Annotated in this window: 25 protein-coding genes and 1 pseudogene; 15 read left to right on the top strand and 11 right to left on the bottom strand. The window is 70.4% G+C overall.

Annotation, left to right across the window (positions count from 1 at the left end):
• Window positions 1-225 precede the first annotated feature (225 nt).
• Together AMK16_RS26105 and AMK16_RS26100 are read left to right on the top strand one after the other, a co-directional pair.
• Window positions 226-1,410, top strand: coding sequence for a PP2C family protein-serine/threonine phosphatase (locus AMK16_RS26105; RefSeq protein ID WP_107417249.1), 1,185 nt, complete (start codon window positions 226-228; stop codon window positions 1,408-1,410).
• 213 nt (window positions 1,411-1,623) lie between these two features.
• Window positions 1,624-2,040 (top strand): MarR family winged helix-turn-helix transcriptional regulator, encoded by a 417-nt coding sequence (locus AMK16_RS26100; protein ID WP_242438911.1) that lies wholly within the window; start codon window positions 1,624-1,626, stop codon window positions 2,038-2,040.
• Between the two features lie 103 nt (window positions 2,041-2,143).
• Here AMK16_RS26100 and AMK16_RS26095 read toward each other — a convergent pair whose 3' ends face one another.
• Together AMK16_RS26095 and AMK16_RS26090 are read right to left on the bottom strand one after the other, a co-directional pair.
• The gene (locus tag AMK16_RS26095) at window positions 2,144-3,340 is read right to left on the bottom strand and encodes a PP2C family protein-serine/threonine phosphatase (protein WP_073919792.1); all 1,197 of its coding nucleotides are present in this window, start codon (window positions 3,338-3,340) and stop codon (window positions 2,144-2,146) included.
• A 228-nt stretch (window positions 3,341-3,568) separates the two neighbouring features.
• A complete protein-coding gene (locus AMK16_RS26090) occupies window positions 3,569-4,117 on the bottom strand; it encodes a MarR family winged helix-turn-helix transcriptional regulator (RefSeq protein WP_073919791.1) in 549 nt (182 codons plus the stop codon).
• 584 nt (window positions 4,118-4,701) lie between these two features.
• Here AMK16_RS26090 and AMK16_RS26085 point away from each other — a divergent pair.
• From AMK16_RS26085 to AMK16_RS26030, 12 genes are all read left to right on the top strand, one after another.
• The gene (locus AMK16_RS26085) at window positions 4,702-5,412 is read left to right on the top strand and encodes a GAF domain-containing protein (RefSeq protein WP_073919790.1); all 711 of its coding nucleotides are present in this window, start codon (window positions 4,702-4,704) and stop codon (window positions 5,410-5,412) included.
• Entirely contained in the window at window positions 5,307-5,969 is a 663-nt protein-coding gene (locus AMK16_RS26080; RefSeq protein WP_073919789.1) for a PP2C family protein-serine/threonine phosphatase, read from the top strand. Before AMK16_RS26085 ends, AMK16_RS26080 begins: the two co-directional genes overlap by 106 nt.
• A gap of 317 nt (window positions 5,970-6,286) precedes the next feature.
• A complete protein-coding gene (locus AMK16_RS26075) occupies window positions 6,287-6,694 on the top strand; it encodes an ATP-binding protein (protein ID WP_242438910.1) in 408 nt (135 codons plus the stop codon).
• A 198-nt stretch (window positions 6,695-6,892) separates the two neighbouring features.
• Complete coding sequence (locus AMK16_RS26070; RefSeq protein ID WP_073919787.1) at window positions 6,893-7,249, top strand: STAS domain-containing protein; 357 nt, start codon at window positions 6,893-6,895, stop codon at window positions 7,247-7,249.
• A gap of 141 nt (window positions 7,250-7,390) precedes the next feature.
• Window positions 7,391-7,594 carry a hypothetical protein gene (locus AMK16_RS26065; protein ID WP_073919786.1) on the top strand — a complete coding sequence of 68 codons (204 nt, stop codon included), beginning with the start codon at window positions 7,391-7,393 and terminating at the stop codon, window positions 7,592-7,594.
• 318 nt (window positions 7,595-7,912) lie between these two features.
• A complete protein-coding gene (locus tag AMK16_RS26060) occupies window positions 7,913-8,215 on the top strand; it encodes a chaplin (RefSeq protein WP_073919785.1) in 303 nt (100 codons plus the stop codon).
• Between the two features lie 300 nt (window positions 8,216-8,515).
• Entirely contained in the window at window positions 8,516-8,740 is a 225-nt protein-coding gene (locus AMK16_RS26055) for a hypothetical protein (protein ID WP_073919784.1), read from the top strand.
• 181 nt (window positions 8,741-8,921) lie between these two features.
• Window positions 8,922-9,263, top strand: coding sequence for an STAS domain-containing protein (locus AMK16_RS26050; RefSeq protein WP_073919783.1), 342 nt, complete (start codon window positions 8,922-8,924; stop codon window positions 9,261-9,263).
• A 191-nt stretch (window positions 9,264-9,454) separates the two neighbouring features.
• Window positions 9,455-9,901 carry an RrF2 family transcriptional regulator gene (locus AMK16_RS26045; RefSeq protein WP_073919782.1) on the top strand — a complete coding sequence of 149 codons (447 nt, stop codon included), beginning with the start codon at window positions 9,455-9,457 and terminating at the stop codon, window positions 9,899-9,901.
• A 95-nt stretch (window positions 9,902-9,996) separates the two neighbouring features.
• Window positions 9,997-11,190: a globin domain-containing protein gene (locus tag AMK16_RS26040; protein ID WP_073919781.1), complete on the top strand. Its 1,194-nt coding sequence runs from the start codon at window positions 9,997-9,999 to the stop codon at window positions 11,188-11,190.
• Between the two features lie 136 nt (window positions 11,191-11,326).
• Window positions 11,327-11,755, top strand: coding sequence for a hypothetical protein (locus tag AMK16_RS26035; protein WP_073919780.1), 429 nt, complete (start codon window positions 11,327-11,329; stop codon window positions 11,753-11,755).
• A gap of 354 nt (window positions 11,756-12,109) precedes the next feature.
• The gene (locus tag AMK16_RS26030; protein WP_073919779.1) at window positions 12,110-12,805 is read left to right on the top strand and encodes a scabin-related ADP-ribosyltransferase; all 696 of its coding nucleotides are present in this window, start codon (window positions 12,110-12,112) and stop codon (window positions 12,803-12,805) included.
• Between the two features lie 66 nt (window positions 12,806-12,871).
• Here AMK16_RS26030 and AMK16_RS37540 read toward each other — a convergent pair.
• The 3 genes and pseudogenes from AMK16_RS37540 to AMK16_RS26020 form a co-directional block, all read right to left on the bottom strand.
• Window positions 12,872-13,008 (bottom strand): annotated as a pseudogene (locus AMK16_RS37540) (RNA polymerase subunit sigma-24); the annotation flags it as partial.
• Window positions 13,009-13,016: 8 nt separating this feature from the next.
• Window positions 13,017-13,424 (bottom strand): YciI family protein, encoded by a 408-nt coding sequence (locus AMK16_RS26025; protein WP_073919778.1) that lies wholly within the window; start codon window positions 13,422-13,424, stop codon window positions 13,017-13,019.
• A 175-nt stretch (window positions 13,425-13,599) separates the two neighbouring features.
• Window positions 13,600-14,193, bottom strand: coding sequence for an isochorismatase family protein (locus AMK16_RS26020; protein ID WP_073919777.1), 594 nt, complete (start codon window positions 14,191-14,193; stop codon window positions 13,600-13,602).
• A gap of 292 nt (window positions 14,194-14,485) precedes the next feature.
• Here AMK16_RS26020 and AMK16_RS26015 point away from each other — a divergent pair, with 292 nt between their 5' ends.
• Window positions 14,486-15,013, top strand: coding sequence for a hypothetical protein (locus AMK16_RS26015; RefSeq protein WP_143196872.1), 528 nt, complete (start codon window positions 14,486-14,488; stop codon window positions 15,011-15,013).
• A gap of 221 nt (window positions 15,014-15,234) precedes the next feature.
• Here AMK16_RS26015 and AMK16_RS26010 read toward each other — a convergent pair whose 3' ends face one another.
• The 6 genes from AMK16_RS26010 to AMK16_RS25985 all read right to left on the bottom strand — a co-directional run bounded on the left by AMK16_RS26010 (window position 15,235) and on the right by AMK16_RS25985 (window position 19,384).
• Window positions 15,235-15,513, bottom strand: a complete 279-nt coding sequence (locus tag AMK16_RS26010) for a GlsB/YeaQ/YmgE family stress response membrane protein (RefSeq protein WP_073919775.1) — start codon at window positions 15,511-15,513, stop codon at window positions 15,235-15,237.
• A 118-nt stretch (window positions 15,514-15,631) separates the two neighbouring features.
• A complete protein-coding gene (locus AMK16_RS26005; RefSeq protein ID WP_073919774.1) occupies window positions 15,632-16,228 on the bottom strand; it encodes a hypothetical protein in 597 nt (198 codons plus the stop codon).
• A 327-nt stretch (window positions 16,229-16,555) separates the two neighbouring features.
• Window positions 16,556-17,449: an SDR family oxidoreductase gene (locus AMK16_RS26000; RefSeq protein ID WP_073919773.1), complete on the bottom strand. Its 894-nt coding sequence runs from the start codon at window positions 17,447-17,449 to the stop codon at window positions 16,556-16,558.
• A 284-nt stretch (window positions 17,450-17,733) separates the two neighbouring features.
• Window positions 17,734-18,705 carry an NAD(P)-dependent alcohol dehydrogenase gene (locus tag AMK16_RS25995; protein ID WP_073919772.1) on the bottom strand — a complete coding sequence of 324 codons (972 nt, stop codon included), beginning with the start codon at window positions 18,703-18,705 and terminating at the stop codon, window positions 17,734-17,736.
• Window positions 18,702-18,959, bottom strand: coding sequence for a helix-turn-helix transcriptional regulator (locus AMK16_RS25990; protein WP_274535381.1), 258 nt, complete (start codon window positions 18,957-18,959; stop codon window positions 18,702-18,704). Before AMK16_RS25990 ends, AMK16_RS25995 begins: the two co-directional genes overlap by 4 nt.
• Entirely contained in the window at window positions 18,956-19,384 is a 429-nt protein-coding gene (locus AMK16_RS25985; RefSeq protein ID WP_199885578.1) for a hypothetical protein, read from the bottom strand. The genes AMK16_RS25990 and AMK16_RS25985 overlap by 4 nt, the downstream gene beginning before the upstream one ends.
• Window positions 19,385-19,617: the final 233 nt, after the last annotated feature.

The following is a 19,617-nucleotide window of genomic DNA, read 5'->3' as shown; positions in this document are numbered from 1 at the left end:
AGCCGGTGTCAACGATCGTCTGCACCGCGCCGAGGTTTCCAAACGTCCCGATCCTTCGATCGTCGCGTTGGCGGGGGGTGGTGGATGGATGCTCGGAGTGGATTGACGTCCCCGCCGCGGCCTGCAGGCGGTAGAGTTGAGCAACAGTTGCCTGATGGCAACCTTTTGGGCGATGAAGAGCGGTCTGCGGTCGGAGACGGCTCCACAAGCCCGCTTCTCGGAGAAATGACGCTCACGATGACGAATTTCCTGGCTGTGGAGCGCGCCCTGCGCACGGCCGCGCCGCATGACCTTCTCCACGCGGTCCGTGCCGCGCTGATGGCGCACTATGACGCTCTTGCAGTCGACCTCCTGATGGCCGACTACAGCCTGAGCGTCCTCCAGCAGGTCACTGCCCTTCCGCATACGGCTGAGCCCCTGCCGGTGCAGACCACGCCGGAGGGCCGCGCTTTCGGCAGCCAGGAGCCCTATGGCCAGTACTCCGCCCAGAACAACGCCCTGGATCTTCATCTGCCGGTGACCGTACGAGGAGACCGGCTCGGGATTCTCACGGTGCGCATGCCTGAGCACCTGTGCACGCGGGAGACCGTCGCAGAGCTGACTGACCTGGCAGAGCTCCTGGGGCATGAAATCGTCGTGGCGGAACGGGATACCGACCTGTATCTGCAGGCCCGGCGCGCGAGCCGGCTGACGCTGGCCGCCGAGATGCAGTGGCAGCTGCTGCCCGGGAGGGCGTGCGCCCGGCCGGAGTATGCCATCGGAGCCCAGCTGGAGCCCGCCTACGACATCCACGGCGACAACTTCGACTGGTCCACCACCGCGGAGACCCTGACCATGACGGTCACCAACGGGATGGGTGAGGGGATCCAGGCCTCCCTGCTCACCAACCTGGCCGTCAACGCCCTGCGCAATGCCCGCAGGGCCGGGATCGGCATCGAGGACCAGGCAGCGCTGGCCGATCAGGCTGTCTACGGCCAGTACCGGGGGCGGGAGTACGTCTCGACCCTCCTGCTGTCCTTGGAGCTGGCTACGGGACGCGGCCAGGTCGTGGATGCCGGCTCTCCGCAGCTGTGGCGCTACCGGGACGGATCCGTGGAGAAGGTCGAGTTCGAGGCGCAGTTCCCGCTGGGCATGTTCGAGGAGTCGCACTATGCGGCGCAGGCCTTCGACGCCCTTCCGGGGGACCGTCTGGTCTTCGTCAGTGATGGGGTGTACGGGGCCGCGGGCGAAGGCGGGGAAACGTACAGCGCGCGTGCCCTGGCCCGCGCCATCCACGCCACCGCTCTCCTCCCGGCCGCCGCGGTACCTCGCGCAATCTTGCAGGAGCTGGCGGCCTACCGTGACGCCGCCGCCGAGGACGACGCCCTGGTGACGTGTCTGGACTGGTTCGGTCGGACGCCGACGGCTTGATCCCGCTATCCCACCTTCACCGGGCAAAAATGCCGCCTGCCGGGGATACTTTCGCCACACAGGGCAGACGACGCGTGTCCCCTCCAGTCGGAGAACCGTCACCGGCGGCGTGACCTGGAAAGGGACGCACCACCTGCTTATTGGGGAGTGACGGCCACCATGGACCGTGCGGGACTACCCGAAGAGGACCCTCTGTGTGCTGTGGCGCGGGAGGTGACCGCCGCCGCGGCGGGCCTGGTCGACTGCTGGAACCGCATCGCACACACGGCCTCCCCGCGGCTGTCGAGCCTGCAACTGCGGGCCCTGAACGCCATACACCGCAGCCCCGGCATCAACCTCACCCGGTTGGCCGAGGAAGTCGGTGCGGGAGCGCCTGCCGCCAGCCGACTGTGTGACCGGCTAGAGGCCGCTGGTCTGCTGCGTCGCAGGCGCAGCCCGGACAATCGACGCGAAGTCGGACTGGTCTTGACACACCACGGCCACGAGGCGTTGGACGTCCTGTACGAGCGGCGCTCCGAGGCGTTGCGTGAGGTGCTGCGCCGCATGCCCGCAGCTCAACGCCGCTGCTTGCTGGACGGCCTGCGCGCTTTCACCGAGGCCACGGACACCACGCCCGACGCCCCGCACTGAGCAACGCCCGGTGAAGCGCCTACGCGGGCCCGCGGTGCTCCCGCAGCGCAAGCGCGGGGGCTCACCGTGCCGTCGTGCTCGTCCCCGGCGCCCGGGTCGGGGGTCAGCCCGCAGCGGTGCGCCGGCCTCGCCAGTCCATGCAGACGACGGCCGCGTCCACGGGAAGTTCACCGCCGCCGTGGTACTGCGTGAGGGCGTCGACGAGCGCGTGGGCGGTCTCGTGAGCGGAGGACCTGCCGGTGGCGGCGATGGTCTCCTTCAAGGCGCGCTCGCCGAAGGCGCTGCCGTCCTTTGACGGGGAGCCGTGGACCCCGCTGCTGACGATCACCAGGCGGTCGCCGGGGACGACGGTGAACGGCTGCCCGCGGTAGTCGGTCTCCTCGAACATGCCCAGCGGCGTCTGAGCCTCGAACGTCACGCGCTGCACGATGCCGTCGCGCAGCCGGAACAGCTGGGGCGACCCGGCCTCCACCGCCTGCGCTTGTCCGGTGGCCAGGTCGAAGCGCAGCAGGAGGGACGGCGCATAGCGTTCTCCGCCGTATTCGGCGTAGATCGCCTGGTCGGCCAGGCAGGCTTGGTCTTCGAGGGAGATATCCGCACGGCGGGCGTTGCGCAGGGCGCTGACGGCGAGGTTCGTCAGCAGGGCCGCGTTGATGCCGTGGCCCTGTCCGTCGGTGACGGTGATGGTCAGGGAGTCGTCGGTGGTGCTCCAGTCGAAGTTGTCGCCGCCGATGGCGTAGGCCGGCTCCAGGTGGCCGCCGAGGGTGTACTCCTCGCGGCTGAATCCGCGTCCCGGCAGCAGCTGCCACTGCATTTCGGCGGCCAGGGTGAGGCGTCTGCGGCGCCGGGCCTGAAGGTACAGGTCGGTGTCCCGGTCGGCGACGACCAGTTCATGCCCGAGCGCGGTGGCGAAGGCCGCCAGCTCCAGCACGCCCGGGGCGCCCTCGGCGGGTTCGGGCAGGCGTACGGAGAGAACGCCCAGCCGGTCGCCCCGTACGGTGATCGGAAGGTGGGCGACGACGGTGCCCGGGTCGGCGGTGACTTCGACGACGGGCGCTTCGGCGGAGAACGCGCGCCCGGCTGGAGCGCCGTCGCGGACAGGCACCTGTGTCCCGGTGTGGGGCAGGTGCGTGACCGGTTGCAGCACGGACAGCCCGTAGTCCGCCAGCAGCAGCGTCACCTCGCTTGCCTGGACGTAGGCGGCGAGCAGTTCGCGGGCCGCTGACAGCAGAGCGGTGGGCGGTGCCGCTCGAAGGGCGCTTTCCGCAGCACCGAGCCAGGCTTGGGAGTGGTTGCGCATGGCCTCTTCCCTCGTTGCCCCGGTTCGGTTCGGCTGGCACCGGCCGGAGGAGTTCCAGGCCCGCCTCACAGAGGGCATGACCATATCCTCCCCCCTCCGGCGCTCGCGCGGCCAGGTCGGGAGGTCAGGGTTCGACGGTTGGGCTGCGGGGCCTGCGCGGGCTGCGAGGCCTGCCTGCACGGCGGTGCGCCGGCGGCCGGGGCCGTCGGGGGTGACCTTGCGCCGGGTTCAGGCGGTGTCCGGCAGGTCGTCCTCTGCCCCGTCGCTCCTGTCCCCGTCCCTTTCCTCGTCCCCGTCTTCGACCCTGTCGTCCCTGGCGTCGAGGCGGACGTGGGTGAGAGCGGCATCGCGGAACGCGCTCAGGCCTTCCCCCAGCGCCTGCCTGCGCCGGGGTGACATCCGCTGCAGCACTTCTGCGATGCTCTGCGCCCTGCGGGCCCGCGTCTGCGCCAGCACGGCGCGGCCTCGTCGGCTCAGGCTCAGCTCGACTTCCCGCCGGTTCGTCCGGACGCGGGAGCGCTGCACCAGGCCGGCTGCTTCCAGGCGGTCGCACAGCCGGCTGATCGACGGCGGAGTCGACCCGAGGGCTTCTCCGAGGTCGCGCAGGTTGATCCCCGGCCGCCGTTCCAGGATGGTCAGGGCGCGTAGCTGCGAGGGCGGCAGTCCCTCGCCGGGGGCTTCCTGGTGACGCCCCCACAGGACCTCGAGCATCTCGGCGACGGCGCACGCGTCAAAAGCCTCCTGCTCCTGGGTGAGGGAGTGGAAGGCTTTGGGCATTGCACCACTGTGTCACCCGGGCGCCCGTTTGTCAGGCGCGGTGCCACGCCGCCCTTCCCGTCCCGCCCGTCTCTCAGGTGCTTTCGGCAGCCGCACGGCGGTGTCCCATGATGCGGCAGACACGCGCATGGTTCGCCATGGCTTCGGGCATCCCGACGCCGCGACCGGGCCAAGGACTGCCCCTCTCTCTTCCTGTGCGCCACCCCGTAGGCAATACTTGTCGCAAGACAACAGTTGCCTCCCGTGGAGTCGACCTCAACGTATCCGCTGATCTGCGGCGCGGAGCAGTGGGAGATGCGTACAGATGGCCACGCCCGGCAACGAGACCGACAGTGCCGCCCAGCTCCGGGCAGCGTCCTGCGACCCGCCCACAGACATGCTCGCCGAAGTGTTCGAGTGCCTGCCCGACGCCGTCACGGTCGCCGTGGCCGTACGGGACGCCGCCGGCGCGGCGGTGGACATGCGGCTGGAGTACATGAACGCGGCCGCCCGGGCCGGCCGGCCCGGGGGTATCGCGCCCCTGGGAGAGCTGTGCAGCCAATCTGTGGCCGCAGGAGGTACAAAGCGGCTCCTTCGCGGCATGCATGCGCGTACTGGACACCGGAAGGCCGGAGCAGGGGGCGTTCCTCTGGACCCGGTCCGGTACCGGCCGGGCGGCCGACTACGAGTACCAGGCCACGCGCGTCGGCACGGACCGGCTCGTGTGGGTGCTGCGCGACAACAGCGAGCGCGTACTGAGGGCGGAACTGCTGGCCCAGGTCACGGCCGCTTTGGCCACGGCCGGCACACTCGCCTGCGTCATGTCGATCCTCACCGAGCAGATCATGCCCGCCGTCGGGGCGACGGTCGGCGCCGCGGTCCTCAACGAGCCGGGCAGCGACCACTACACCGTGCGCCACATCCACGACCGGGAACGAGGGCCCCAGACCCCCGCACCCTTCAGTGTCAGCGCGCCCTACCCCACGGCCCACACCGCCAGAACCGGCCGGGCCCTGTTCTTCGCCGACCCGGCCGAGAGAACCGAGGCGTTCCCCGCGGCCGCTCCCTTCTTCACCGACCGGTACCACTCCACCGCCGTCCTGCCCCTCGCCCTCGAGGCACGGCTCTTCGGCGCGGTCAGCTTCCACTTCGACGAGGGCCACGAATTCACCGACTCCGAGCGCAGCTTTCTGACCGCACTGGCCGGGCAGTGCGCACTGGCCATCGAACGCGCACGGCTGCACCAGGAAGCCGCCTGCAAGCAGGCCCAGCTCGAAGCCCTCGCCGCGCCACCGGGCCCACCACCTGGACCCTGACCATCGGCGACGTCTGCGGCAAGGGACCGGAGGCCGCTGCTCTCACCGGGCTGGTGCGGCATACCGCACGCGCCGCAGGACGATGGGACAGCGATCCGCGCACCGTCCTGCAGGCCGTCAACACCGCGATCATCGCCGACCGCCCCGCCCGCCCCTTCTGCACCGCCGCCTACGCCGAACTGGACCTGGCCACCTCACCCGTGCGACTGCGCCTGGCTCTGGGCGGGCACCCCCACCCCCTGCTGCGCCGGGCCGACGGAACGATCGTGCGCCTGGGCAGAGCAGGCACCTTCCTGGGCATCCTCGACAACCCCCCGCTGCACACCACCGAGGACGAACTGCACCCCGGCGACCTCATCCTGCTCTTCACCGACGGCGTCACCGAACGACGATCGGGCACCACCATGCTCGGCGAACAAGGCGTTCGGGACCTCCTCGGCCACGCACCGCACGCATCGGCCGCCGAGACCGTAGCCGCTCTCGAAGAGCACATCATCGCCTACAGCCCGACGCCCCCGGGCGACGACATCGCCATCCTTGCCGTGCGCCTCACCTGAGCATCGCCTCACCTGAGCACCGGGCCGACCGGCTTCAGGCATACGGGGTCCGGCCGGGGAACAGCCCGCAGTCACGGGCCCTGCTCGCTGCCCTCACGAGCCGCACTTACCGGTCGAAGGCCCGTAACGGAGAGTGACTGCATCAGTTGTAACATGATCGTTTGCTCATAGTCGGCATGAATGTCAGTAAGGTCCGGGGTGGCTTCGTCTACTGGAGACGGAGCCGTCAGGAATCAGGACGGGCCGACCCCATGGATGAGACAGGCGAAGAGATCGGTCTGCGCCCCCCGGCGCCCCGTTCCATGGAGCTCTCCGCCATGTTCGACGGCAGCGAGGTGATCGCCGAGGCCCGCCGTCTGGCCCGCTCGTTCCTGAACGAGGTGCAAGGCGTGTACGGCCTTCGGGTCTCCGAGCGCGCCCTGAGCGTGGTCGAGTTGATCGTCAGCGAGCTGTTCACCAACACCCGCAAATACGCGCCGGGCCCCTGCCGGATCACGCTCAGGGTCCACGACGGCTGCGTCGAGGTATCCATTTGGGACAGCAACCCGAACCCACCGGCCATCCTGCCGGCCGACCCCCTGCGGATCGGCCAGCACGGCCTGGAGATCGTCGTCGCCGCCTCCCGGTCCTTCCACATCCGGCCAGAACACGCCGGCAAACGCATCACGGCATCCATCGCACTGGATGACGACCCGGACCCAGACCTCGCAAGCCGGCGCCACTGACGGACCCGGCACCCCGGCCGGGCCGCCTGCGTCGATCGGCGCCCCCGGGGCCCTGCCCGGCCTCGGCGTGCGGACGGCGATGAGCCCCTCTGCGCAAGGGGCGCGCTCTTCGACGGTCGTGGGGTGGTGTGTGAGGATTCAGAGCGGGGCAGCTCGTAATCCATCCCAGCCGGGAAGGGCCGAAGCCGGCCCCCGAATGTGAGGGAGACAGCCATCGACGGCGACCGCGTAGAGGTACTGCCCGACGAGGACGGTACGCGCGTGATCGTGTGCCGGGGTGCCTTCGACATGGACACCCTCGCCCCGCTGACCGAGGCCACGCACGCCGCCACGGCCGATCCCACCGTCCGCCGGATCATTCTCGACATGGCGCAGGTGACCTTCGTCGACTCCTACATGCTCAACCTCCTCGTCAGAGCCCACCGCACCGGACGCCTCGTCCTGGCCGGCCCCCTCCCCGAGCAGGTCACCCAGCTCCTGCGGCTCACCGGCGCGGACGCGGTCTTCACCATCTGCGACAACCTCCCCCACGCCCGGAACCTCCCCCTCCCCTGACCGCCCGCCTCCGGGCCGAGGCGCGCACGGCCGGGCGTCCTTGAGACCGCTCCGGCCAAGGCCGCAAGCACCGTGCTGCCGGATGCTCCGGCTCGTGGCAGCGTTGAACGCAAGACCCTTCCTTACGTGAGGAGCCACCCCATGGGCGGTACACAGGACAAGCGGCCCTGGTCCGGCAAGGGACCCGACGAGATACGGCCGGAGTCGGAGGTCCCCGAAGGGCAGGACCCGGCCCACCCCCGGAAGCCCGTCCGGCCCGGCAGCAAGGAGAGCGACGCCAAGCGCCGCCGCGAGGAGGACATGCGGGGCGAGGACGACGTCCTCGGCGGCTACGACGAGCTGTGACACCACCCAAGGCCGGCCCGTCCGGCCGTCGGCTTCGGCGTGTGGCGTGTGGTGTGTTCTCGGGCTGCGTGCAACGGCGTCGGGTGCCGTGGTCCTGTCCGGTCCGACCGGGCCGCCGGCGGTCCGGGAGGACGCCGCCCCAGGGGGCCAGGGGTCTCCCACCGCGCCAGGTCAAGAGGCGCGGCGCGGCACCGCTGCGCAGGAGAGGGCCGCAGGTCACTGCTTTGGCCCAGTCCCCGTAACCGGCGCCGCGTTCCTCCTGTTGGACGGACTCCATGCCGCAATCCGTGCGGCAGACCCCTCCACAAGGAGACATGCATGTCCCGTATCGCAAAGGCCCTGGCCGCGACCGCCGCAGCCGCTGCTGTCCTGGTCGGTGGCGCCGGCGTGGCCGCCGCGGACGCCACTGCCGAGGGCGCTGCCATCGGCTCCCCCGGCGTCCTGTCCGGCAACGTCCTCCAGGTGCCCGTCCACGTCCCGGTCAACCTCTGCGGCAACAGCATCAACATCGTCGGCCTCCTCAACCCCGCCTTCGGCAATACCTGCATCAACGCCAGCGGTGACAACGGCGGCCACCACAAGGGCGACCACCACAAGGCCGACCACCACGGCGAGCACTGAGCACCACACGGCTGAGCCGCGAGCAGGCACGACCGTGCTGAAACGCGCAGATCACCCCCCGCTCTGAACCAGCCGCAGGGCGCACGCCCTGAGCGGTCCGGCCCCCCGGCTCGGGGGGCCGGACCGCCACGCCACGCCACGCCACGTCACGCCACGCCACGCCACGCCACGCCACGGCAGCGTCAGCACCGGCGCCGGAACGTGCCCCCGCACCGGGGGGCAGGAGTTGCCCGGAGATCCCGCCCCCGGCGGCCCGTCCCTCCGCATGCCGAACGAGCCGGATCCTTGCAGGCTGGCTTCATGCCGGATCAGACCGAAATCGTCATCCATCCCGTGTCGCCGCAGGGCGGTCGCAAGGTCACCATGCACGCATTGGGCGTGGACACCGACCTCGGCCGCGCCCACTCCCCCGCCGACGTCTCGGAACTCCTGCGCCGGACCGGCCTGGAGGACGTGGACCTTGCCGTAGGCGGGCCCGTCCGCTGGGAGGGCGGCGGTCCCGAAGTATGGACGGCTGACATCTGATGCCACCCGCGCGACGGCCTTCCGGCCTGCCTTGCGGGCGTCGCCCCGAAGAGTCGCCGGGGTAGGCCCCCACCCGCGCGTCCCCCGGCCGCGGGGGTGTGTGAGGATCAACGCGGGAGCATCATGTGGTGGCTCCGACTCGGGGGCTCACTGCAACACGCGCGTGAAGGGGCATACGAGTATGGACAACGACGGCGTGCGGGTGCTGCCCGATGAAGATGACGCGCGGGTGATCGTGTGCCGGGGCGAGCTCGACATGGACACCCTCGCCCCTCTTACCGCGGCCGTCCAGAGGGCTGTAGCCCATCCGGACAGCAGGCGGATCATCATCGACGTGGCCGATGTGAGCTTCGCCGACTCCTCCATGCTCAACCTCCTGCTGGCCGCCCATCGCAGTGCACGCCTGGTCCTCGCAGGGCCTTTGCAGAAACAGTTCGTCCGGCTGTTGGAGACGACCGGCGCGAACAGCATCCTGACCATCGCAGACAGCCTCCCCACCGCCCGCACCCTGCCCCTCGGCTGACCGCGAACCGGCGTCACCGAGCTGGCAGGCGGATCCACTTGGCCCTGCCCCGGATCACAAGCGTCGCACCCGACGGCGGTCCGGATTCGGGGAGAGCTGGACTGCTCAGCAGCCCCGTCCGTGACGCACTTCACACGATCCCGAACCTCCTCAAATAGTCGTGTCATATGCGCCTTTGCTAGCTTCCAGCTGTGAGGCTGACGAAATTCACCGACCTGGCACTGCGCTCCGTGATGCGCCTGGCGGTCTCCGGAGAAGGCGCCGACCCGCTGACCACGCGCGAGGTGGCGGAGGCCATGGAGGTGCCCTACACGCATGTGGCGAAGGCGGTCTCACGCTTGCAGCACATGGGTGTCGTCGAGGCCCGGCGAGGCCGCGGCGGCGGACTGGAGCTGACCCACCTCGGCCGACGGGCATCCGTCGGCTGGCTGGTACGGGAGCTCGAAGGCGAAGGTGAGGTCGTCGCCTGCGAGGGCGACTCCCCGTGCCCCCTGCGCGGAGCCTGCCGGCTGCGGAGGGCGCTGCGCGACGCGCAGGAGGCGTTCTACGCCACGCTCGAACCGCTGACCGTCGCCGACCTCGTCAGCTCGCCGACCGGGCCGGTACTGATGGCACTGGCCGCCCCACCCGCGCGGTAGCCCGCACCCTCACGCGCACAGCCGCGCGTCGCGTACGGGTGCCGCAGTGCCCCACACCTCAAAATACGAAGATCAACTACCAATAAGGAGCAGGAGTGCTCTCCGATCAGTCCGCCCCGGTCGTCCGGGCCACCCTTCCCGCGGTCGGAGCCGCCATCGGCGACATCACCGAGCTGTTCTACCGGAAGCTGTTCGACGCCCATCCCGAGCTGCTGCGTGATGTGTTCAACCGCGGCAATCAGGCCGGCGGGGAGCAGCAGAAAGCTCTGGCCGGCTCCATCGCGGCGTTCGCCGGCCTGCTCCTGGACAAGCCGGACGCCCGCCCTGATGCCATGCTGGCCCGGATCGCGCACAAGCACGCCTCGCTGGGAGTCACCTCCGCCCAGTACAAGGTCGTCCACCGCCACCTCTTCGCGGCGATGGCCGAGGTACTCGGCGACGCGGTGACGGTTGAGGTCGCCGCGGCCTGGGACGAGGTCTACTGGCTGATGGCCAACGCCCTGATCGCCATCGAGGCCGGCCTCTACCAGGAGGCGGGCGCGGCCGAGGGTGAGGTCTGGCACCGCATGGAGATCACCGAGCGGCGTCAGGAGACGCCTGACGTCGTCTCGTTCCTCCTGCGGCCCGGCGATGGCCACCCGGCTGCGTCCTTCCGGCCCGGTCAGTACGTCAGCGTCCAGGTCGAACTGCCCGACGGCGCCCGGCAGATACGCCAGTACAGCCTGTCCGCCGCTCCCGGACAGCAGTTCTGGCGGATCAGTGTCAAGCGTGCCCACGACGCGACGAAGCCGGACGGCGAGGTTTCGTCCTGGCTGCACGAGCACGCGCAGCCGGGTGACGTTCTGACCGTGTCGGCGCCGTTCGGTGACCTGGTCCTGCCGGAGGGCGAAGGTCCGCTGCTGCTGGCGTCCGCGGGGATCGGCAACACACCCATGCTTGCCATGCTCGACCACCTGCTCTGCACGGGATCGGCCCGCCGGGTCATCGCGGTCCACGCCGACCGCTCCCCCGCCGACCACGCACACCGCGACGAGCAGCTCGCACTGGTGCGGGCGCTGCCGGACGGACGTCTGCACCTGTGGTACGAGGTGGCCGGGGAGCAGGCGCCGAAGGCGGCGACCGGCCGGGCCGATGTGAGCGGCCTGGACCTCCCCGAGGACGTGAGCGCCTACTTGTGCGGCCCGCTGCCGTTCATGCGGGCACTTCGCGGCGACCTGCTGCGGCGCGGTGTACCCGCGGAGAGGATCCACTACGAGGTCTTCGGCCCGGACCTCTGGCTGGGCCAGTAGGAGCCGACGGCCGGGGCGGTACGCACCACGGGCGCACGTGACGAGCGCGCGCGACGGGCGCACCGCCATCGGCCTGGGGCATCGATGTGAGACCGGCTCACAGTCCGCACGGGACGCCGTAGAAGGAGAGACACGCATGGATGCCACGTCAGCGGCTGTGGCCGCCGCGGCTGTCTTCGTCTGGCTCGGGATGGTGCTGGCCATCTCCTTCCTGGAGGCGCCGCTGAAGTTCCGGGCCCCCGGGGTGACGGTGCGGATCGGCCTCGGCATCGGACGTCTGGTATTTCGCGCGCTCAATCGCGTCGAGGCCGTCCTGGCCGTCGTAGTGATCGCGGCCGTCGCCGCGGGCGACCCGCCAGCGGCCGTTACGGTCCTGACGGCCCTCGTCGCCGCGCTGTTGGTGATCCAGCTCGTGGGCGTCCGGCCCGCCCTCAACCGCCGGTCCGACCGAATCCTGTCCGGGGAGGAAGTCCCCCGGTCGCGAGCACATCTGCTCTACGTGGCCGGCGAGGTGGCCAAGGCCGTCGCCCTGTTCGCACTGGGCACGACCCTGCTCGCGAGCTGAACGTCATCACCTCCCATCCCGTGGGCAACAGCATCGCGGTGCGCGGCACCGATGACCTCGGGAGCGACCGTCGGCGCTCTGGTAGTCGCCCAGCGACGCCGACGCGTGGCCGTCTCCCGTCCTTGTGGGGCGGCGGTCGGCGAGCGGCTCGACGACCGGGCGGCGCCCCGCGATACGGGATCCGAGCGGTCACCGTGGCAGGTCATGCCGACGTGCGCGCGACCCCTCGGCGAATCCTTTCCCCGGTATGACTGTTCCACCCGGGCGGGTGGACGCGCCGGTGCGAGGGCCGCCCGGGAGGAGGCGTGCGCCTATAAAGAGCCCGTCATGTTGCTCAACTGATGGGTACTCACCGTGTTGCAGGCAGCTCTCCGGGTCCTCGCCGCCGTCTCCCTCGCCTCCGTCGCCGGCATCACCCCGGCAACCGCCGCTCCCGTCGCGCTCGACGACGAATCGACCAAGCCCTGCGGACCGACCGTCGAGTACCGACCCTGGGACTGGTACCGCACGACGACCGACAAGGCCATCGACCTCGACGTCGCGGCCGGTGCGGCCGACGAGCACTGGCAGTGGCGCAACGACACCAACGTCCTGTGGCGCGGTGACACCAGGGAGAGCGTCGAGGAGATCTTCAAGTCCGGCTTCACCCCGCGCGGCAAGGAACTGACCCCGCTCGCCGAGTACATCGTCAAGGGCGGGGGCCAGAACAGCGCGCACCTGAGCACCAGCTGTGAGAAGTGGGTGGCCCAGAAGTTCGCGACCTACGGGGCCGCGAAGACGGGCTGGGTCTACGAAATCTACGCGCCGGGCGGGATCGACGTGAACGCCACGGCACACCTGAACACCTACAACTCGCCCTATCTGTGGAACAAGGAGATCGACTTTCCCGGCGGCGTCAAGGGCCAGTACATCAAGGGCGCCTGTAAGTACCACCTGACGTACACCGACCCGGAGACCAAGGTCAGTACCTGGGAGGAGCTCGGCTGCAAGAGCAACGCCGGCTTCGCGCCGTACAAGATCGACGTGGCCGCGCTCGCCGCCGCGCGCTGAGAGCGCACACCCAGGCCGATCGCCGACGGATCACCCACCGGTCACCGACGGATGACCGACCGGGCGACGGGTGGGCCGGCCAGACCCTGAGCGCCTTGACCAGCGTCCTGCACGGCGTCCTCGGCCGCCGCGGATTCTGCTCCGTGACGGCCGGGGACGGTGAGCACGCTCGGTGTGAGGTTCCCGAGCAGGACCGCACCCACCGGTGACCTCACTCCGCGATGATGGGGGGCTCGGCCAGGAACGGGCGCAGCTCCAGCCACTCGTGGATCGGCTTGCCGCCCGCCCCGGGGGCGGCCGACAGTTCCCCGGCCAGCTCGACGGCACGCTCGTGGCTGTCGACGTCGATGATCATCCAGCCGGCGATCAGGTCCTTGGTCTCGGCGAACGGTCCGTCGGTGACCGGCGGGCGGCCCTCACCGTCGTAGCGGACCCACGTTCCCCCGGGGGAGAGCGCCTGGCTGTCGACGAACTCGCCTGTCGTCTCCAGGCGGGCCGCGAAGTCGTTCATGTACCGCATGTGGGCTGAGATCTCCTCCGGGCTCCACTGGTCCATCGGCGCGTCATTGACCGAAGCCGGGGCGCCACGGTAGTGCTTCAGCAGCAGGTACTTGGCCATGGTGGTTCTCCTCAGTGCTCGTGCGACCCACTCTGGCCGCGTTCACTGCGGGGACGGAGCCGGAGGCGGGTTCTCGACATCGCCGTCCGCTATTTTTTTGGGTTCTCGTGGATGAGCCGGGCGGAGCCGTCTCGCGGTGTCCGACCGCGGTGCCGTTCCCACACTTCGCAAGGTACTAACTCGGCGCCGGTGTCTCACCGGACATCTCGATGCCTGCCTGCCGGAAGTCGTCCAGGGTGGAGGCGATGGTCTCCGGGGCGACGCCGACCGAGTAGTCCAGGCGTACCCGGGTGCTGAACCCCGCCGCAGCGGCGTCCAGTGCGGTGGCGCGCACGCAGTGGTCGGTCGCGATGCCCACCACGTCGACGTCCCTCACCCCCCGGGCGCGCAGCCAGTCGGCGAGAGAGGTCCCGTCGGCGTCCGCGCCCTCGAAACCGCTCTTGGAGGCGCTGTGGGCGCCCTTGAAGAAGACGGCGTGGACCTTGCCGTCGGCGACGGTGGGGGCGAAGTTCGGATGGAACTCGCCGCCTTCGCCTCCGGCCACGCAGTGGACGGGGAAGCTGTCCTTGAAGTCCGGGTTCGAGGAGAAGTGGCTTCCCGGATCGATGTGGTGGTCCCGGGTGGCCACGATGAACTGGTAGTCACCACCCGCGCTCTGATCCACCAAGTCGGCGATCGCCGTGGCGATCCGAGCGCCTCCCGCGACGGGAACGCTCCCTCCCTCACAGAAGTCGTTCTGCACATCCACGACGATCAAGCCTCGGCTCATCACGAACACCCTTCAGTACGACGCGACTGTCCCGGCGTTCTACAGGCCTCCTCACCTGCGCCGCAGACACAGCGTGCTGCGCTGGCCCACACGGCCGATGACATTCACCGCAGGAACGATTCGCGCCGCCGCAGACCCTGCCGGGCTCGGGGCCGTTGCCGTCCGCCTGTGGGCGCATGCGGCTCCCCCTCCCGGGGGAGCCCTGGTGCGGATGACGCGACTGCAAGCCGACGTGCGACGGGGGGCCTGCCTCTAGCGTTCTGAGTGTCGATCTTTCCGAGGAGGCTGCCCGATGGTCCGCGTACCCGACACAGGCATACCCAGGGCCGGATCCGGACGACCGATGTGGGTCGTGCCCGCCGCCTACGCCTGGGTGGCGGGGTTCGCGCTGATCCATGCCTTCGCGATCGTCTCCAACGGTGGGCACGGCATCGGCGTCGACCCGGGCGAAGGCGACAGCGGCCTCGACTGCGTGCTCCCGAACGCGGTCGTCATCGCGATCTGCCTCGTCGCCGTAGGCGTGGTCCACCGCACGACGGGTCCGCCGCGCCCGCTCGTGCCGGGCTGGACGGTCTTTGCAGGGGCGTGGATCGGCATGCCGCTCTTGGTGTTGCGCGGCGCGGCGACCGCCGTCGACGAATGCCTGAGGCTGACGGGGGTGATGCCGTACGGAATCTTCGACCAGCACGAGGACGCCACTTCGGGCTGGGCGCAGTGGTCGGGGCGCGCTGTCGACGTCTACTTCATACTGGGCGCGGTCGTCCTCGCCATGGCGCTCGGCCCCTGGCTGAAGGAGTCCCGCAAGCGGCGGTTGCCGTAGGCAGGCGCCGTACGGGTGCCCTACGGAAGGTGCGGGCCACCCCAGAGCAGGGGTGGGCCTTGCACGGTGCGGACCCTGATCCAGGGGCGGGGCGGGGTGGAAGGGCTTGCCGTGATCGGCCGCCCCACGCGGCCCCTGTGTGTCCGCCGCAGCGGAACGGCTCCGCCCTCGGAAGGAGGGGGAGCCGTTTCCGTCTGGGGTCGTTCTGGGGTGGGACTGTGTCAGGCGTGGCTGTGGTGACGCTTGTTGCCGGTGACCAGTCGGTAGACGGCAAGGAGGATGACCGAGCCGATGATGGCGGCGATCCAGGTGGAAAGGTCGAAGAAGCCGTCGATGGAGTCGACGCCGAAGATGACCTTGCCGAGCCAGCCGCCGAGCAGACCACCCGCGATGCCGATGAGCATCGTGATGATGACGCCACCGGGGTCCTTGCCCGGCATCAGCGCCTTCGCTATGAAGCCCGCGAGCAGTCCGATCAGGATCCAGGCAATGATGCCCATGCGCTTCTCCTACCTCGATGAATAAAGCCGGTGTCAACGATCGTCTGTACCGCGCCGAGGTTTTCAAACGTCCCGAGTCCTTGATCGTTGCGCGCATGCCGGGCCAGGCAGGGGGACTTCAGTCGCCCAGGTGGTGCCAGTGGTCCGCGTACGGCAGGTGCGGAGACAGGCAACGGGCGCGCTGCCACATGCCCTGTGCCTGCTCGGCCGGACGCTGCTGCTCCCCGTGCAGGGCATTGAGGACCAACAGGCCACCGGTCACCGCCGGAACCACCCACTGCGCGTAGGACAGCTGCCGTTCCGCTTTGCCCATGTCGAAGGAACCGGCCGCCTCCTCCGCGTCCTGCGGGTCCCGTGACGAGGCGAGTTCGATCTTCTTGCCCAGCATCCGGGCGTATGCCGTGGCAGCCAGGGCGACGCCGGTCAGCAAAGTTTTGGCCACCGTGGAAGCGGCCACCCCCTGCTGAGTGGCGACCCGGGCGGCATTGGCCGCGAGCAGCCCGCTGCCGCCGACCAGGTGCGCGCCGATCGCGACCGCGCTGACCGGCGTCCACTTCGCCCAGCCGGCGCTGGCGATCCGCGCGTTGTCGCGCCAGCTTTCGCTGTGACCCTTGGCGGCGCCGTTGAGGCCGACCGCGCCCATCAGCGATCCGCCGAACCAAGCGGCCAGGCCTACATCGTGCATGCTGCGAAAGACGGTGTTGCGTTCGGACATGGCAGGGGCTCCTCACCGGGCACGTCGCAGGCCGGCGCAGGTGCCGGTGCTGCACTCAGCGTCGCCCACGGCCTGGTCCGCCGCCATACCGGCTGCTCCGAACGGCCGACCGATGACCGTTCACCGGCCGTTTCCACAGGGGGCTGCGCCACTGTTCAGGCGGCTGGGCCGTTCGCGTGACGGCTGCCTGTTCACGGGCCGTGCCGGTCCAGGGGGAGTGCCGGTCCGGGGGGAGGACGATCGCGCCGCCTCCCCCGGGGCGGCGCCGACATCCAGCAGCTCGCCGTACCGCCCCGGGGTCGGCCCGCCGGTATCCGGGGCGCCGTGTCAGGTCTCGCGCGGCCCGGGTTGCGTCGCGTCCCGGTCGGCTTGTCCGCCGGCGCCCAGCAGGCCGGTGGGCTCCACCTGGCCGCGCTCGGCCAGCCGCGGAAGTGCCCGGCGGGAGACCGCGGTCACCGCCATGGGGAGGAGGGGCCGCAATGGCTGGACCCAGCGCAGCCGGGGCGGTGCGTACACGGTTGCCGAACGGTGGTCGACGCCCCGGACGACCCAGCCCGCCACCCGGGACACCGGGTAGGTGCGGCGGGCACCCGGCGGCATGTGCGCGCGCAGTTCCCGCAGCACGGTGTGCTCGTCGGCGTCACGGATCATGTCCGTGTCCGTCCAGTGCACGTAGGCGATCCCGACGGCAACGCGCTGGTGGGCGAGTTCGGCGCGCAGGGACTGGGCGAACGACTCCGCGCCGGCTTTCGAAGCGCAGTAGGCGCTCATCAGCGGTGCCGAGCCGAACGCCGCGGTGGAGGCGATCTGAAGGAAGTAGCCGCGCGAGGCGAGCAGGCCCGGGAGGAAGGCGCGGGCGGTGACGGCGCTGCCGACCAGGTTGACCTCGATGACCCGTCTCCACGTGGCCGCGGGCGAGGTGGCGAAGGGGCCGCCCTCGGCGATCCCGGCATTCGCGATCACGACGGAGGGCGGGCCCAGCGTGTCCGAGACTGCCCGGGCGACGTGGTCCATCGCCTCGTCGTCGGTGACGTCGACCGCGTAGCAGCGGGTTTCGACCGGCAGGGTGCGGGCGACGTCCTCCAGACGCGCGCACTCCCGCCCCAGCAGCGCGACCCGCATCCCGCGAGCGGCCAGCTCAGAGACCAGGCCCGCGCCCAGGCCGCGGGCGGCGCCGGTGACCACAGCCGTACGGCCCCGCAGAACGTGTTGCCGGCTCATGGAGATCCTTCCCTTGGAACGCACTCCTGGTCGGTATCAGCAGATGGACTCATACGATCACAAACCTGCACGTAACAGGCGCACGGCACAACCAGCAACGCCTACGGGACACCCCGCGTCTGCGGTACGACCGCCGGGGCCGGCTCCGGCGCCTGACCGATACGGTGCTCGTCCTCGACTCCCCCGCAGCCCGTCGTCCTCATCCGCCTGTCTGCCGGGCCCGCTCCGGGCGCAGCGGTACCGGCCGACCGCACGCAGCCGGCACCCGCGGTGGCCTGTCGGGCCTACACGCGGATGACGATCTTGCCGCGTGCCCGGCCGGCCCGCAGGCGGTCTATGGCCAACGGGACTTCGGCCAGGGGGTAGGTACGGTCGAGGGCCGGGGTGAGGGCTCCGGATTCGATCAGTTCCCCGAGGGTGCCCAGGTCCTCGGGCCGCGGAGTGGAGGCCAGTCCCCGCAACCGGTGAGGGACGAAGGGGGACAGCAGGAGCGCGCAGAGCTGTCGTTGACCGCCGCCGATCCAGCGGCCCCCGGTTTCGCCCCCGACGATGACCAGGCTCCCCCGCGGTGTCAGGATGCGACGGAGCCGGGCCAGCGGGCGGTTGCCCGCAGTGTCCAGGACGAGGTCGTACCGGTGGCCGCTGTCGGCGGGGTCCTGAAGGGTGTAGTCGATGACCGCGTCGGCGCCGAGGGAGTGGACCAGGTCCGCTTTGGCGCCGCTGCAGACGCCGGTGACGTGAGCCGCTCCGAGGGCCTTGGCGATCTGCACGGCGTAGGTTCCGACCCCGCCGGCGGCTCCGATCACCAGCACGCGGTGGCCGGGCTCCAGTCGGCCGAGGCGCAGCGCCTGGAGCGCGGTGCTCGCGGAGACGGTGACGGCCGCCGCCTGTTCGGGCGTGAGACGGGCCGGCCGCGGAGCCAGCTCGTCCTCTTTCGCGCACGCGTACTCCGCGAAGGAGCCGGCGCAAGTGCCGTACACCTCGTCGCCCGGCCGCAAGCGGGTGACGCCGGGGCCGACGGCCTCGACGCGGCCGGCGACGTCCATGCCCCGCACGCGCCGCTTGGGCGTGCGCAGGCCGAAGCCCGCCGCGCGGATCGCGTAGGGCTTGCCCGCCATCAGGTGCCAGACACCCTGGTCGACGCCGGCCGCGTGCACGCGCAACAGCACCTCGCCCCGGCCGGGGACGGGCTGGTCGATCTCTTCGAGGCGCAGGACGCCGGTCGGTCCGTAGACGTCCTGGACGATGGCTTTCACGGAGTGTCTCCCTCGTTGCCGGTTCCGGCCGGGCTGGTGGGGTGCGCCGCGTACCGGAAGACGCTTTCCAGGGGAACCCCGAACGCCTGGGCGATCTGGAAGGCCATCTCCAACGACGGTGAGTAGCGGCCCTGTTCGATGGCGATCACCGTCTGGCGGCTGACGCCGATGCGGCGGGCGAGTTCTGCCTGGGTCATCTCGCCGTGGGCGAACCGCTGGGCCCGGATGGTGTTGGTGACCCTCGTCGCCTTCACCACGGGTGGAAACCGAACCGGTAGGAGACGATCTTGACCGCCGAGCCGAGCACCGACGACAGGACGAAGGCGAGGAAGATGGCGTTGGCGATCCAGAAGGGCGCGGCCCCGGCCATCGCCAGGACCAGGCCGGCGATCCCGCCGACGACGACGAACGACTGTCCCACGTACTCGCCGAAGCGGTGGATCTCCCGGTCCCGCTGGTCCTTCGCGGTCGCCTCGCGCGGTGTGAAGGCGGCGATCGCGGTGTGCGCGGCGATCGACGCGACGACGGACAGCCCGACCGTCCACAGCAGGGCTCCGGCGTAGGGCGTACGGGACAGCGGGACCGCGGCGGGGCGCCCCAGGACCACGCACAGGTACACCGCGTACGAGCCTGCCGCGATCATCAGCATGCTCCAGGCGCGTTTCTCTTCGACTGCCACTCCCGCTCCTCGTGTCAAGAAAACCAGACATCTGGAGTGTCAAGCAGAGACGACACGATGTCAAACATTCTCGACTTCCCAGCCGCCCCGGACGAAGATCGCGTCGTGGTGACGAGGCCTCCCGTCGCCGCCGGCGTCCTGCGCCGCGTGGCTGGTTTCTCCCCCGCCTTCTTCCGTACTCCCCGGGGGCTGCCGACTCTGGTCGGGAAGCGGACCCGAACCCCGAGGGGAAC

It is taken from the genome of Streptomyces sp. CB00455 (assembly GCF_001905445.1).
Lineage (GTDB): Bacteria > Actinomycetota > Actinomycetes > Streptomycetales > Streptomycetaceae > Streptomyces.
The sequence above is the reverse complement of the archived record's forward strand: the minus strand, read 5'-3'. Positions and strand labels throughout refer to the sequence as shown.

Coding starts and splice junctions, on each gene's coding strand:
- AMK16_RS26105 (WP_107417249.1), top strand. CDS start 226: ATGACGCTCACGATGACGAATTTCCTGGCTGTGGAGCGCGCCCTGCGC.
- AMK16_RS26095 (WP_073919792.1), bottom strand. CDS start 3,340: ATGCGCAACCACTCCCAAGCCTGGCTCGGTGCTGCGGAAAGCGCCCTT.
- AMK16_RS26090 (WP_073919791.1), bottom strand. CDS start 4,117: ATGCCCAAAGCCTTCCACTCCCTCACCCAGGAGCAGGAGGCTTTTGAC.
- AMK16_RS26085 (WP_073919790.1), top strand. CDS start 4,702: ATGCGCGTACTGGACACCGGAAGGCCGGAGCAGGGGGCGTTCCTCTGG.
- AMK16_RS26075 (WP_242438910.1), top strand. CDS start 6,287: ATGTTCGACGGCAGCGAGGTGATCGCCGAGGCCCGCCGTCTGGCCCGC.
- AMK16_RS26065 (WP_073919786.1), top strand. CDS start 7,391: ATGGGCGGTACACAGGACAAGCGGCCCTGGTCCGGCAAGGGACCCGAC.
- AMK16_RS26060 (WP_073919785.1), top strand. CDS start 7,913: ATGTCCCGTATCGCAAAGGCCCTGGCCGCGACCGCCGCAGCCGCTGCT.
- AMK16_RS26055 (WP_073919784.1), top strand. CDS start 8,516: ATGCCGGATCAGACCGAAATCGTCATCCATCCCGTGTCGCCGCAGGGC.
- AMK16_RS26050 (WP_073919783.1), top strand. CDS start 8,922: ATGGACAACGACGGCGTGCGGGTGCTGCCCGATGAAGATGACGCGCGG.
- AMK16_RS26035 (WP_073919780.1), top strand. CDS start 11,327: ATGGATGCCACGTCAGCGGCTGTGGCCGCCGCGGCTGTCTTCGTCTGG.
- AMK16_RS26025 (WP_073919778.1), bottom strand. CDS start 13,424: ATGGCCAAGTACCTGCTGCTGAAGCACTACCGTGGCGCCCCGGCTTCG.
- AMK16_RS26020 (WP_073919777.1), bottom strand. CDS start 14,193: ATGAGCCGAGGCTTGATCGTCGTGGATGTGCAGAACGACTTCTGTGAG.
- AMK16_RS26015 (WP_143196872.1), top strand. CDS start 14,486: ATGGTCCGCGTACCCGACACAGGCATACCCAGGGCCGGATCCGGACGA.
- AMK16_RS26010 (WP_073919775.1), bottom strand. CDS start 15,513: ATGGGCATCATTGCCTGGATCCTGATCGGACTGCTCGCGGGCTTCATA.
- AMK16_RS26005 (WP_073919774.1), bottom strand. CDS start 16,228: ATGTCCGAACGCAACACCGTCTTTCGCAGCATGCACGATGTAGGCCTG.
- AMK16_RS26000 (WP_073919773.1), bottom strand. CDS start 17,449: ATGAGCCGGCAACACGTTCTGCGGGGCCGTACGGCTGTGGTCACCGGC.